The organism is Amycolatopsis sulphurea (genome assembly GCF_002564045.1).
Lineage (GTDB): Bacteria > Actinomycetota > Actinomycetes > Mycobacteriales > Pseudonocardiaceae > Amycolatopsis > Amycolatopsis sulphurea.
This window is the reverse complement of the sequence record NZ_PDJK01000002.1, coordinates 2,989,491-3,002,597: the sequence shown is the minus strand read 5'-3', so window position 1 is coordinate 3,002,597 and position 13,107 is coordinate 2,989,491. Positions and strand designations below refer to the sequence as shown.

Below are 13,107 nucleotides of genomic sequence, written 5' to 3'. Positions count from 1 at the left end.
GGAGCGCTGAGCCGGGTAAATCGGACATGGGAGAATCGGTGCCCGTGGCCCACCTTCCCGACGATCTCCGCACCGCGCTCGACGACGAGCTCGGCCGGTTCCCCGAAACCCGGCTCACCCAGACGGTCGACCGGCTCAGCAAGCGTTATCGACAAGGCGACTCGGCGACCGCGCCGATTCTGGCCTCCGAGCCGGACGTCGCCGCCTATGCCGGGTATCGAATGCCGGCGACCTACGCGGCGGTCGCGGCGGCCCTGGCCGAGGTCGCCGCGGCCGCACCCACCTTCGCCCCGCGAACGCAGATCGACCTCGGTGGCGGGACGGGCGCCGCAGTGTGGGCCGCCGCCGGAACGTGGCCTTCGCTGGAGAAGTGCACCGTGGTCGAGCAGGTCGCCGGAGCACTCACCCTCGGCCGGAAACTGGCCGCGAAAGCCGATGAACCCGCGGTCCGCTCGGCGACCTGGCAACGCGGTTCGATCGACCCCGCGGGCGCCGCACCCCGCGCCGACCTCGTCACGCTGTCCTATGTGCTCGGCGAACTCCCCGAGCGCGGCCGCACGGAGGTGGTCCGCTGGCTCGCTGCCGAAGCCGGTACCGTCGTGCTCGTCGAGCCCGGCACCCCCGCCGGTTTCGCCCGCATCCGCGCCGCCCGGGACATCCTGCGCGAGCTGGACCGCCCGATCGTCGCCCCTTGCCCGCACGACGGCGCCTGCCCGATCAGCCCCGGCGAGGACTGGTGCCACTTCGCCGCGAGGCTGCCCCGCAGCAGCCTCCACCGACGCATCAAGTCGAGCACCCTCGGCTTCGAAGACGAGAAGTTCGCCTACGTCGCCGCCACAACCGCCCCGATCGACCGCCCGGAAGCCCGGATCATCCGCCACCCGCGCAAGCACAAGGGCTTCGTGCACCTGGACCTCTGCACCACCGATGGCCTGGCCCCGGCCACCGTCGTGTCCAAGCGCCACGGGCCCCGCTACCGCGCCGCAAGGTCCGCGGAATGGGGCGACGCGTGGACCGCTGAATAGTCCACCGCGCGACCACTCGTCTCGCCGGGCTGCCCGGCCCGCACACTCTTGGCCGGCCCGGCGAAAGGAATGCGGCACTGCACGTCCAGCCGACCGCGGCCCGCGGTCGTGGGCCACGGGGTCAGTCCCAGCGGATCGGCAGGCTTTTGAGCCCGTTCTGGAAATTGGACCGCAATCGACGGGGTTCGCCCGCGAGGCGAACCTCGCCCAGCCGGTCCAGTACCGCGGCGAACAACGCCCGCATCTGCACCCGCGCCAGGTTCGCGCCGAGGCAGAAATGCGGGCCATGACCGAAGGTCAGATGCTCGCCCGGCGCCCGCGTCACGTCGAAGGTGGCCGGATCGGGAAACACCGTCTCATCGCGGTTCGCCGAGGAGAACCACACCACCACCTTGTCGCCCGGATTGATGTCCACATCGGACAGACGAGCGCCGCGGACCGCGGTGCGGCGGAAGTTCATCACCGGTGTCCACCAGCGCAGCATCTCCTCGACCGCGCCGGGCAGCAGCGACCGGTCCTCGATCAGTCTCCGGTACTGCGCGGGATGCGCGAGCAGCGCGGCCATTCCCCCGGGCAGGCCGTTGCGCAGGGTTTCGTTGCCGGCCACGGAAAACAGCCAGAACAGGTTCTCGAACTCCTCGATCGACACGCGTCCGCCGTCGTCGCCGACGTGGCGCATCAGGTTGCTCATCACGTCGTCGCCGGGATGAGCGCGTTTGTGCTCGCCGAGTGCGTGCGCATAGGCGTACAGGTCGGGCATTCCGGCGCGGGTGCGCGGATCCGGCATCGTGCCGCCCGGTCCGGGCGCCGGGCGCACCGCGAGCGCGGCCTTGGCCAGTTCGGTCACGTCCTCCGCACGCACTGTCGCGCTCGCCGCGTACTCGGCGTCCTGGTAGCCGATCACGCGGTTGCTCCAGTCGAACATCAGCCGCCGGTCGCGTTCCGGGATGCCGAACACCTCGGCCAGCGTGAGCAAGGGCAGATCCGCGGCCACGTCCTTGGCGAAATCGCATTCCCCGCGGTCGGCCACCGCTTCGACCAGTCCTGCCGCCCAGCCCTCGATCCGTTCGGTCAGGCGCGCGATCGCCCTCGGCGTGAACGCCTTCGTGAGCAGGCCGCGCAGGCGCCCGTGCTCCGGCGGATCCATGTTGAGCATCATCCGCCGCACGTAACGCAGATCGTCCGCGGTCGCCGGATCGCGGATCTGCGTGCCGCCCGCCTGCGACGAGAACAACGCCGGGTTCCGGAGCACCTGCCGCACGTCGGCGTGCCGGAACACGGCCCAGAAATCACCGATCCGAGCCACCGGGGTTTCCCGGCGCAGCCGGGCGAGCAGCTCGTGGGGCACGCCCGTGACGTAGGTGTCCGGGTCGGCGATCTCAGCACTCGGCACCAGCCGACCCTAGCCCGGAACGACGCTGAGCCCGCACCGGCGACGAATGGTTGCCTAGACTGGCCCGGTGACCCTCGACTCCACGCATCTCGTACTCAGCCAGCTGCTCGAGCTCGAACCACTCGAACTGAACCTGTACCGCGGCTGGTGTCATCAGGGCTCCCCGCAACGCGCGTTCGGCGGCCAGGTGGCGGCGCAGGCACTCACCGCGGCCGGCGCGACCGTGCCCCCGGAGCGGCACGTGCATTCGCTGCACGGCTACTTCATCCGCGGCGGGCGCACCGACATGCCGATCATCTACGAGGTCGAGCGCACTCGCGACGGGGGCTCGTTCACCACTCGCCGAGTCGTGGCGATCCAGAACGGCGAAAGCATCTTCAGCCTGTCCGCGTCGTTCCAGCTCGAAGCAGACGGCAGCGAACACCAGGCCCGGATGCCCGAAGCACCGGCGCCGGACGCGGCGGTCACCGACGAGCAGGAAAAGTCGTCGACGATGCTCTCCGCCATCGAGGTGCGCTTCGTCAGCGATCCGCAGACCGGCCTGCCGGACAACGGCCGCGGCCCGCGGCAGCGGATGTGGGTGCGGGCGAAGGACGCACTACCGGACACCCCGCTGGCACACGTCTGCGCCCTCACCTACATCTCCGACATCCGGCTGGCCGGCACGGTCTGGCTGCCGCACCGCGACGAGCCGGGCGTGCCGCACCTGACCTCACTCGACCACGCGGTGTGGTTCCATCGCACGTTCCGTGCCGACGAGTGGCTGCTGTTCGACATGGAGAGCCCAAGCTACGCAAGCAACCGCGGACTGACCCACGGCGAGTTCTACACCACCGACGGACGCCTGGTTGCCTCGGTCACCCAGGAAGTGCTGATGCGCCACCACTGACAATCCTTTGTGCTCTGTCCAATGAGGACAGTTCAGCCCAGCCGGGCGCGAACCGAGCGGGACGGCGCGGCAGCGGGGCCGGTGACCGGCCGGTACAACACTTTCGACAGCTGCCATGCCTCCAGCCCGGCGAGCACTGTGTTCACCACCACGAGCAGCAGGTACAGCCCGGCCTGGACGGAGAGCGTGAACGGATGCGGCCCGGACGCCCCGGCCAGCAGGACGATGTGGCACACCACGACCACGATCATCGACGCGGCCGAGAGTGCGCCGAGCACGATCACCAGCACCCACAACGTCCGGGTACGTCGCCAGTGCAGGTAGCCGGTCTGCACCAGGTCCGGGGTGCTCACCATGACCAGACCGCAGCCGTAGCCGGAGAACCCGCCGACCACCCCGCCGCCCGCGACCAGTGCAGTGGTGATGTGCGCGGACCCCGGCACCCGATACGCCGCAAGGATCGCGGCGACGCAGACGAGCAGGCCGAGCGGCAGATGCGGCCATCCGTACCAGGGCAATCGCCGTTCCATCCGGAGAATCGTCCGCAAGTCGACGTCACGGTAGAACTTGGGGTCGAGCAGGGGCATCGCGCCGTTCCTCTTCTCCCGGGGACACCCCGGGTATGCGGCGGTGATCGGCGAAGCCTAAGACAGCCCGCACGGGCATGCAAAACCTGCCTTCGCCCGACCGGGTCCCCGTCCAAGGCGCTGACCTGCGACAAACCCGAGGAACAAGCCGGTTTCCGGTTCCCACGCAAGGAACCCGGCCCGCCCTCGGACAGTTTCCGCGGACTGGGCGGGAGCGCGATTTTTTGTCGGTGGTCCAGGTTAGGCTTCGGGCATGAAAATCGACGAGCTCACCGTCGCCGCCGAGGACCTCACGCAGGGCCAGTGGTTCTGGCACGAACCCGCGCCGGGCCTGCGGTCGTGGCAACTGCAGGTGGCCACGGCCGAGGTACAGGACGACGCGGTCTGCATCATGACCACCGACGAGGTCCGCGAACTGGTCTCCTACGCCCGGGACCGCCGGGTGCGGCTGGCCTCCTGAACAGCACCACTTCGGCAACTACTGGGGTCATTTCGGCAACGCTGGGGAAGAGGCCGGTCACCGGCCCGATTACTGGGGCCACTTCGGCAACACTGGGAAAGGCGCCGGTCACCGGCCCGCGCGGGGCGCGGGGCGCGGGGCGCGGGGCGCGGGGCGCGGGGAAGCGTGTTCGTCAGGCAAAGCCCGCGCCGCGGAGAACACACCTTGTGGGCGACACCCGTTCTACTGACAACGCGACAAACGCAGCCGCCAAGCGGTGCTCGTTCCACGAAGAAACCCACCGGACACTCGTTCCGTGCGGAGAGGGGAGTCCACGAAAACGCTTGCCGCATCGGATGACTGCGCCGAGACCGCGCGTCTGCAGAGGTCGCGGCAGTGTCGTACCGGCAGTGGGAAGCGAGACAGGGCAACGAAAGTCGCCCCACGACCTGGAGAGCGAGACGACACAAACCGGACCTGGCTGAGCAATTACCGCTGATACCGGCCGAAACGAAGAGGCCCGGTCCATCAGGACCGGGCCACACCCCGCGGGATCGGTCGAAACCGACCCATTCCCGTCTCACCAGCAACGACGGCGGCGACGGCGTGCCGAGGGCCAGCCCGCCTCGTCGGCACCCGTGGTGTTCCAGCGCGCTCCGGCGCGAGCGGTCGCCATCCGGCGCTGCCGGACGGGACGTTGCCGATCCGGGCGTCGCTGGCCGGGACGTCACTGGTCGGGACGTCACTGGTCGGGACGTCACTGGTCGGGACGTCGCTGGTCAGGGCGTTGCTGGTCGGGCCGCCCCAGTGAGGGGCGGGCGGCTCCGTCGCGGCGCTTGTCCCACGGGATGCGGTACTCGCTGCGCGAGGCCTTCGCCATGGTGACCAAGCCCTCCAGCAACAGGCTGACGCCCACGGTCAGCATCGTCGTATTGCCCGCCTGCGGGTGATCCGGGGCGACCACGTTCATCAAGAAGCTCATGCCGAACTTCACACCGACGTTGACGAACATCGGAATGTCGCGCCAGGACCGGCGTGATGCGCTGACCAACGCCGAACGCGCCGCCGTGGAGGCACAGCGCGCAGCCGCGTCCGAGGCGCGGGAAGCCGCTCTGCTCGAACGCAACCGGATCGCCCGCGAGCTGCACGACGTTCTCGGTCACTCGCTCACCGGCATTGCCATGCAACTCGATCTCGCGGACGCGCTCGCCACCAGGGGCCGAAGCGAGGAAGCGAACAGTGTCGTGTTGCGGACACGGTCGATCGCGGTGGACAGCGTGACGCAGATGCGTGCAGCGGTGCTGGCCTTGCGAGACGACAGCCAAAGCCTGTCCGAGGCGCTGAAAACGTTGGCGGACAACGAAGCTGTCCCGTTCACCTGTACCGGAGAGGCTCGGCCGGCCACCCCGGACGTGACCCACGCGTTGCTCCGCGCGACGCAGGAAGCGCTTGCCAACGCGGCCAAACACGCACCCGGCGCCACCCGCCGCATCGACCTCGGCTACACCGCCGACGCAGTGCATCTGGTCGTCACGAACTCGGCAGCGGCCACCGGACACACACCGGCCGACCGTGGTTGGACCGGACTGGGTTTGACCGCGATGCGCGAACGCATCGCAGTATTGGGCGGCACCGTGCGAGCGTGCCCCACCGATTCCGGTGGCTGGGCGGTCGAGGCGCGTATACCGGGCTGATCAATCCACTGTGGCCCAGTATTCCCATCATGTGAATACATTCGTTCGCACTGCGAGCAAATCCTGGCTCCTTGCGCGGTAATTTCAGGCAGACCCCCGTCCGGTTCGGTCCCGGACCATCGCGCCGCCTTCGTCAATGCTCTAGGAACTATCCACGAGCACACCACCTTTTTCTTTCACGTCAACCTGATCCGATGGAGGCTTTTCGATGAAGAAGACCCGGTTGGCCCAAGCGTGCGCCGTGGCCGCGATGGCGGCGTTCGGCGTGACCGCGGCCTCGTCGATCGCGCTGGCCGCCACGCCCGCGACGGCCGTTCAGGCCTCGGACAACCCGACGAAGCCCAACCACGACCCCTTGCCCGCCCGCCCGACCAAGCCCAATCTCGGCCAGCTGCCCACCTGGCCGACCAAGCCGATCATCGGGCACCTGTCCGCCGCGCCCCTCGACGTCCCGCCCCCCGGCGCACCCGGCGACGTCTCGCCGCCCCCGGCGCCCGGCGGGGTCCAGCCCCCCACCGCAGCCGTCCGGGCGGACGTTCCCACCCCGCCGCACCACGGCCGCCCGATTCCGACCCAGGGCTTCGCCCCGAGCGGCGTCCCGGGCGTTGTGCCGAGCGGCGTCCCGGGCGTCGTCCCCAGCGGCGCACCCGGCGTCGTCCCCAGCGGCGTCCCGGGCGTCGTCCCCAGCGGCGCACCCGGCGTCGTCCCCAGCGGCGTCCCGGGCGTCATCCCCAGCGGCGCACCCGGCGTCGTCCCCAGCGGCGTCCCGGGCGTCATCCCCAGCGGTGCACCGGGCGTCTAGCCCAGCCGCGCGGCGGGCTTCGCGGTCAACTCCGGCCCCGGCGACAACACCATCGGCAAGGGCAACCCCGGCGGCCCGAACGTGAGCAAGGGCAACCCGGGCGACCCCAACGTGGGCAAGGGCAACCCCGGCGACCCCAATGTCGGCAAGGGCGGCCGCGGCTGACCCCGCCCCGTTCACTCCGGCCCCTCTCCGCCACGACCGCGGGGAGGGGCCGTTCGCGCGGGAAGACCGGCCGGGTCCGCCGGAGCCGCGGACCCGCCGATATACTCGGTCCCGCCTGATCCAGGCATCGCCGGCATAGCTCAGTTGGTAGAGCAACTGCCTTGTAAGCAGTAGGTCAGGGGTTCGAGTCCCCTTGCCGGCTCCCCTCTCCACCCGGGTCCTCTCCCGGTGTCCCCGTATCGCGGGCAAAACCCAGCTCAGGCGCTGTGCGCGGCACAATCGAGCGAGGTGCGGCACGATCGTCGGCAGCTGTGGCGCACACCACTGCAACGGCCGCGCCGGGTCGGCCGATGGTCCCCGGGAACCGATGAGGAGGTGGGGATCGATCGTGAAGATCAACGAACGTGCCGGCCAGGGCGCTACGCGGAGAAAGTGGCCGATCCTCGAGCCTCCGCAGCCGCGTTCCCAGCAGCGTTACCGGCCGAATCTGCTGCGCCGCCGCGCCTGGCACATCCTGGAAGCGCCGACAGCGCAGCAACCTGCCGTGGAGACCGGTGAGGCACTCGGCCCGAAGCCGCCGGACGACGCGACGGTCAACTTCGTGCTCGACCTCGCCCTGCGCATCGGCGAAGTGCAGATGGCCAGCGGCGCAGGCGCTTCCGACGTCACCGCCACCATCATCGCGCTCACCGCCGCGCTCGGGCTCCCGCATTGCGAGGTCGACGTGATCTTCACCTCGATCACCGCGACCTGTCACCGCGGGACCGAACTCGCCCCGGTCACCGCGCTGCGGGTGGTCCGCACGCGCAGCCTCGACTACACCCGGCTCACCGAAGCCGAGGCGCTGGTCCGCAAGATCACCCGCGGGCACATGGGCGCCGAAGAGGCACACACCGAACTCAACCGCATCACGTCCGCGCCGCACCCGTACCCGCGATGGGTCGCCACCATCGCGTGGGGCGGGCTGGCCGCGTTCATCACCCTGCTGCTCGGCGGAAAGCTCGACATCGCACTGGTCGCGTTCGTCATCTCGGCGCTGATCGACCGGATCGGCCGCCTGCTCAACCGCTACAACCTGCCGTTCTTTTTCCAGCAGGTGGTGGGCGGGCTGTTCGCCACGCTCTCGGCGATGGCCGTGGTCAGCAGCGACATCCTCACCACCGACCGGCCGACGCTCGTGGTCGCCGCGGCGGTGACCGTGCTGCTGTCCGGGTTGTCCACCGTTTCCGCGGTGCAGGACGCGATCACCGGCTACAACGTGACCGCCGCCGGGCGCACCACGGAAGTGGCGATGATGAGTGCCGGTCTGATCACCGGGGTGGTGCTCGCGCTGAAGATCGCGGTGATGCTGGAACTTCCGCGCACGCCGCTGCCCGAAGTCCCCACCTCGACCCTGCAGCAGCTGCCGATCGTGGTCATCGGCGGGACCGGCGCGGCCGCCTGCTTCGCGATCGCGTCGTACTCCACGATGCGCGCGATGCTCGTCGCCGCGGCGGCCGGTTCGATCGGTGCGTTCGTATACGGCGGACTGATGGTGCTCCAGCTGGACGCCGTGAGTTCGTCCGCGATCGCGGCGACGCTCGTCGGGTTCTGCGGTGGCGTACTCGCCCGGCGGCTGCGGGTTACTCCGCTCGTGGTCGCCGTGTCCGGGATCACGCCCCTGTTGCCCGGCCTTTCCACCTATCGTGGTCTATACCAATTAGGGGTCGAGCCCGGCGGCAACATCTCCACGCTGATCACCGCGGTCACCGTCGGCCTCGCCCTCGCCGCCGGTGTTGTCCTGGGCGAATACCTCGCGCAGCCGGTCCGCACCGGGCTGGGCAGGCTGGAGCGCAGGCTCGCCGGGCCACGCATGGCCGGGCCGATGGAGCCGAGCGAACGACGTTTGGAGTAACCGGTTGGTCACCGTCCGGTCACTGTTCGCGCGCTAGGGTTTCCTTGGGGCCGCGACCCGCCGAGACGAGGGAGCAGCTGAGTGACTGACGCGATTGCCGGGACCACGAGCGCACCGTCCGCCGATTTCGTGGTGGTGGCCAACCGGTTGCCGGTCGACCTGGACCACGGAGTGGACGGGGAGCGCCGCTGGACGGCCAGCCCGGGCGGGCTGGTGTCCGCATTGGAGCCGTTCCTGCGCTCCCGCAAGGGAGCCTGGGTCGGCTGGCCCGGTGTGCCGGACGTCGAAGTGGCGGAGTTCGACGACGACGGCCTTGTACTGCATCCGGTTTCGCTCACCGCGGCCGAGGTCCGCGACTACTACGAAGGCTTCTCCAACGCCACGCTCTGGCCGCTGTACCACGACGTGGTCGCCCCGCCGGTGTTCGACCGCTCGTGGTGGGACAGCTACGTGCGGGTGAATCGCCGCTTCGCCGAGGCGAGTGCCGCGGTCGCCGCGCACGGCGCCACCGTGTGGATTCAGGATTACCAGCTGCAACTGGTGCCGGCCATGCTCCGCGAGCTGCGACCGGACCTGCGGATCGGGTTCTTCCTGCACATCCCGTTCCCGCCGGTGGAGCTGTTCATGCAGCTGCCCTGGCGGGCGGAGATCGTACGCGGGCTGATCGGCGCCGACCTGATCGGCTTCCACCGCCCCGGTGGCGCGCAGAACTTCCTGTGGCTGGCCCGTCAGCTGGTCGGTCTCGAACCGACGCGCGGCGCGGTCGGTGTGCGGTCCCGGCCCGGCATGGTGCAGGTCGGCGACCGCACGGTGCGGGTCGGCGCGTTCCCGATCTCCATCGACGCGGCCGGGCTGGACACGCTGGCCCGGTCGAAGAGCGTGGTGGAGCGCGCGAAGCAGCTCCGCGCCGACCTCGGCAACCCGAAGGCGGTGCTGCTCGGCGTCGACCGGCTCGACTACACCAAGGGCATCGACCTGCGGCTGCAGGCGCTGCACGAGCTGCTGCACGAGGAACGGGTCAAGCCCGAGGACGTGACCTTCGTGCAGCTGGCCACGCCGAGCCGGGAACGGGTCGAGCACTACCAGCGGATGCGGGGCGAGATCGAGCAGATGGTCGGCCGGATCAACGGCGAGTTCGCCCGCGTCGGTCATCCGGTCGTGCACTACCTGCACCAGTCGGTCGACCGGACCGAGCTGGCCGCGTTCTTCTCCGCGGCCGACGTGATGGTGGTGACGCCGCTGCGCGACGGGATGAACCTGGTCTGCAAGGAGTACGTCGCGACCAGGGCGGACCTGGGCGGGGCGCTGGTGCTGAGCGAGTTCGCCGGCGCCGCCTCCGAGCTGACCAGCGCATTTCTCGTCAATCCGCATGATCTGGACGGGGTGAAGAACGCGTTGGAGGCTGCCATTACGCTCGACCCCGCCGAGGGCCGACGCAGGATGCGCGCCATGCGTCGCCAGGTCCTCACCCACGACGTCGACCGGTGGGCACGCTCGTTCCTGCAGGCGCTGGGTGCCGAGCCAGTCGACTGAACCTCCCCGTACCGCGCTGGACTCCCGAGGAGAAGTGTTGACCGCCGAGGCGTTGCCCGCGGAGCTACGCCGCGCGATCGTGCAGATCGCCCGTACCCCGCGCCTGCTGGTCGCCTGCGACTACGATGGCACATTGGCCCCGATCACCGCGAACCCGGACGAGGCACGCCCGCTGCCCGAGTCCGTCGGGGCGCTCAGATCGCTGGCCGGCCTGCACGAGACCACCACCGCCGTGATCTCCGGCCGGGCGCTGCGCGACCTGGCCACGCTGTCCCGGCTGCCCGCCGAGGTGAACCTCGTCGGCAGTCACGGATCGGAGTTCGACATCGGCTTCATCCACGCCCTCGACGAGCGGGCGCGGGCACTGCACCGGCGCATCGAGTCGGAGCTGGAGCAGCTGGTGCTCGACGTGCCCGGGGTGTCGCTCGAGGTCAAGCCCGCGAGCATCGCGGTGCACGTGCGCCGTGCCGAGCACGAGGCGGGCCGCCGGGTGCTGGCGGCCGTGCACCAGGGCCCGTGCACCTGGCCGGGCGTGACCACCACCGACGGCAAGGAGGTGGTCGAGCTCGCGGTCGTGCAGACGGACAAGGGCCGTGCGCTCGACACCCTGCGCCACCAGGTCGGCGCGACCGCCGCGGTGTTCCTCGGCGACGACGTGACCGACGAGAAGGCGTTCGCCCGGCTCGCCGGGCCGGACCTCGGGGTGAAGGTCGGCGAGGGCGAATCCCTGGCCGCCTACCGGGTGCCGGACACCGTGGACGTCGCGCTGGTGCTCGCGTTCATGCTGGAGGAGCGCCGGAACTGGCTCTACGGCGAGTCCGCGCCGCCGATCGAGCGGCTGTCCATGCTGGCCAACGAGCGGTCCGTGGCACTGCTCACCCCGGACGCCAAGCTCACCTGGCTGTGCCACCCCGGCCCGGACGCCCCCGCGGTGTTCGCCGATCTGCTCGGCGGCCCCGGCGCCGGGAACTTCGCGATCAAACCGGACCGCAACGGGCTGCCGCTCGGCCAGCGCTACCTGCCGAACACGATGACCGTGGAGACGCGCTGGTCCCGGCTGCTGGTCACGGACTACCTGGAGCCGGAGAGCCCGGCGCACCGCACCGACATCGTGCGGGTGATCTCCGGCGAGGCGGCGGCCCAGGTGGTCTTCGCACCGCGGCCGGAGTTCGGCGGCGTGCCGGTGAAGCTGGTCGCCGAGCCGGACGGCCTGCGCGTGCTCGGCACCTCGGAGCCGTTCGTGCTGCGCGCCCCCGGCGTGGACTGGACGATCACCTCCGATGGGTTGCACGACACCGCGACCGCCCTCGTGCAACCGGCAAAGGAAGCGCCGGTGGTGCTCGAACTCCGTTGCGGCACCACGGATCTCGGCACCCACGAACTGTCCGAAATGGACCGTCGGGACCGGGCGGGCCGGTACTGGAGCGACTGGGCAGCGAAGCTGAAGCTGCCCTCGGTGCAGACCGAGCTGGTCCGCCGTTCCGCACTCACCCTGCGCGGACTGGTCAACACCGACACGGGCGGGGTGCTCGCGGCCGCGACCTCGTCGCTGCCGGAGGAGATCGGCGGCGTCCGCAACTGGGACTACCGCTATTGCTGGATCCGCGACGCGGCGATGACCGTGCGGGAGCTGGTGCACCTCGGCTCGCACGAGGAAGCCGAAGGCTACCTGCGCTGGCTGCACGGCGTACTGTCCACTTTGGCCGGACCGGAACGGCTGCACCCGCTCTACACCTTGGCGGGCAGCGTGATCGGCGCCGAGGCGGTGATCGAATCGCTGCCCGGGTACGCCGGTTCGCGACCGGTCCGGGTCGGCAACCTGGCCAACCACCAGGTGCAGCTGGACGTATTCGGCCCGGTGGTGGAGCTGGTCGGCACGCTGGCCGAGGTCCGCGGCGAGCTGCGCGACGAGGACTGGCAGATGGTGCGCGCGATGACCGAGGCGGTCACCCGGCGCTGGAACGAGCCGGACCACGGCATCTGGGAGGAGCGGCATGTGCCGCGCCACCGGGTGTACTCGCGGGTGATGTGCTGGGTGACCGTCGACCGTGCGGTGAAGCTCGGCCACGAGTACGGCCGCGACGTCCCCGCTGCCTGGCCGCTGCTGCGTGACCGGATCAAGGCCGATGTGCTGGAACACGGCTGGAACGACCAGGTGCAGGCGTTCACCACCGCCTACGACGGCACCGATCTCGATGCGGCGTCCCTGTTCGTCGGCCTGACCGGCCTGATCGACCCGGCCGACGAGCGCTTCCAGCAGACCGTGACCGCGATCGAGGCGGAGCTGCGCAGTGGTTCCACGGTGTACCGCTACCGCCGCGACGACGGCCTTCCCGGCGGGGAGGGCGGCTTCCACATCTGCGCGGCCTGGCTGATCGAGGCCTATCTGCTCACCGGCCGCCGGGACGAGGCCGAGGAGCTGTTCACCCAGATCGTCGACGCGGCCGGTCCGACCGGGCTGCTGCCCGAGCAGTTCGACCCGATCGCCGAACGCTCGCTCGGCAATCACCCGCAGGCGTACTCCCATCTCGGGCTGATCCGCTGCGCGAACCTGCTGGCGGAGAAGTCCTGACGGGCGAACCGCGGTAGCACACCTCGGTGAATGCGGCAGTGAAGACCACCATGAGGGAATCCGATTCCCTTATGGTGGCCTTCACGAGCATCTGCACGTTCACTCGACCGGGTC

At 70.1% G+C, this 13,107-nt stretch carries 11 protein-coding genes and 1 tRNA gene; 9 read left to right on the top strand and 3 right to left on the bottom strand.

The window, feature by feature from the left end; translation table 11 throughout:
- Positions 1-26: 26 nt before the first annotated feature.
- Positions 27-1,025: a small ribosomal subunit Rsm22 family protein gene (locus ATK36_RS19770; protein WP_098512893.1), complete on the top strand. Its 999-nt coding sequence runs from the start codon at positions 27-29 to the stop codon at positions 1,023-1,025.
- Positions 1,026-1,146: 121 nt separating this feature from the next.
- On the opposite strand, the gene ATK36_RS19765 is transcribed toward ATK36_RS19770, so the two are convergent.
- Positions 1,147-2,418, bottom strand: coding sequence for a cytochrome P450 (locus tag ATK36_RS19765; protein ID WP_098512892.1), 1,272 nt, complete (start codon positions 2,416-2,418; stop codon positions 1,147-1,149).
- A 67-nt stretch (positions 2,419-2,485) separates the two neighbouring features.
- Between ATK36_RS19765 and ATK36_RS19760 the strand changes: the two genes are divergently transcribed.
- Positions 2,486-3,307 (top strand): acyl-CoA thioesterase, encoded by an 822-nt coding sequence (locus ATK36_RS19760; RefSeq protein WP_098512891.1) that lies wholly within the window; start codon positions 2,486-2,488, stop codon positions 3,305-3,307.
- 32 nt (positions 3,308-3,339) lie between these two features.
- Here the strand turns inward: ATK36_RS19760 and ATK36_RS19755 are convergent, their stop codons facing one another.
- Positions 3,340-3,894: a hypothetical protein gene (locus ATK36_RS19755; protein ID WP_098512890.1), complete on the bottom strand. Its 555-nt coding sequence runs from the start codon at positions 3,892-3,894 to the stop codon at positions 3,340-3,342.
- A gap of 253 nt (positions 3,895-4,147) precedes the next feature.
- Between ATK36_RS19755 and ATK36_RS19750 the strand changes: the two genes are divergently transcribed.
- The gene (locus ATK36_RS19750) at positions 4,148-4,354 is read left to right on the top strand and encodes a hypothetical protein (RefSeq protein ID WP_098512889.1); all 207 of its coding nucleotides are present in this window, start codon (positions 4,148-4,150) and stop codon (positions 4,352-4,354) included.
- A gap of 736 nt (positions 4,355-5,090) precedes the next feature.
- Here ATK36_RS19750 and ATK36_RS19745 read toward each other — a convergent pair.
- Positions 5,091-5,315, bottom strand: coding sequence for a hypothetical protein (locus tag ATK36_RS19745; protein ID WP_098512888.1), 225 nt, complete (start codon positions 5,313-5,315; stop codon positions 5,091-5,093).
- On the opposite strand from ATK36_RS19745, the gene ATK36_RS19740 reads away from it, so the two are divergent.
- The 6 genes from ATK36_RS19740 (at position 5,314) to otsB (ending at position 12,993) form a co-directional block, all read left to right on the top strand.
- Positions 5,314-6,027: a sensor histidine kinase gene (locus tag ATK36_RS19740; RefSeq protein ID WP_098512887.1), complete on the top strand. Its 714-nt coding sequence runs from the start codon at positions 5,314-5,316 to the stop codon at positions 6,025-6,027. The two genes, ATK36_RS19745 and ATK36_RS19740, sit on opposite strands and share 2 nt — an antisense overlap.
- Positions 6,028-6,235: 208 nt before the next feature.
- Positions 6,236-6,829, top strand: coding sequence for a hypothetical protein (locus ATK36_RS19735; RefSeq protein WP_098512886.1), 594 nt, complete (start codon positions 6,236-6,238; stop codon positions 6,827-6,829).
- A 294-nt stretch (positions 6,830-7,123) separates the two neighbouring features.
- Positions 7,124-7,196 (top strand) — tRNA-Thr (locus ATK36_RS19730).
- A 186-nt stretch (positions 7,197-7,382) separates the two neighbouring features.
- A complete protein-coding gene (locus ATK36_RS19725; protein WP_098512885.1) occupies positions 7,383-8,888 on the top strand; it encodes a threonine/serine exporter family protein in 1,506 nt (501 codons plus the stop codon).
- Positions 8,889-8,969: 81 nt separating this feature from the next.
- Positions 8,970-10,421, top strand: coding sequence for an alpha,alpha-trehalose-phosphate synthase (UDP-forming) (locus tag ATK36_RS19720; protein ID WP_098512884.1), 1,452 nt, complete (start codon positions 8,970-8,972; stop codon positions 10,419-10,421).
- Between the two features lie 37 nt (positions 10,422-10,458).
- Positions 10,459-12,993 carry a trehalose-phosphatase gene (gene otsB / locus ATK36_RS19715; RefSeq protein WP_170069808.1) on the top strand — a complete coding sequence of 845 codons (2,535 nt, stop codon included), beginning with the start codon at positions 10,459-10,461 and terminating at the stop codon, positions 12,991-12,993.
- Positions 12,994-13,107 lie beyond the last annotated feature (114 nt).

Coding starts and splice junctions, on each gene's coding strand:
- ATK36_RS19770 (WP_098512893.1), top strand. CDS start 27: ATGGGAGAATCGGTGCCCGTGGCCCACCTTCCCGACGATCTCCGCACC.
- ATK36_RS19755 (WP_098512890.1), bottom strand. CDS start 3,894: ATGCCCCTGCTCGACCCCAAGTTCTACCGTGACGTCGACTTGCGGACG.
- ATK36_RS19750 (WP_098512889.1), top strand. CDS start 4,148: ATGAAAATCGACGAGCTCACCGTCGCCGCCGAGGACCTCACGCAGGGC.
- ATK36_RS19740 (WP_098512887.1), top strand. CDS start 5,314: ATGCCGAACTTCACACCGACGTTGACGAACATCGGAATGTCGCGCCAG.
- ATK36_RS19745 (WP_098512888.1), bottom strand. CDS start 5,315: ATGAGCTTCTTGATGAACGTGGTCGCCCCGGATCACCCGCAGGCGGGC.
- ATK36_RS19735 (WP_098512886.1), top strand. CDS start 6,236: ATGAAGAAGACCCGGTTGGCCCAAGCGTGCGCCGTGGCCGCGATGGCG.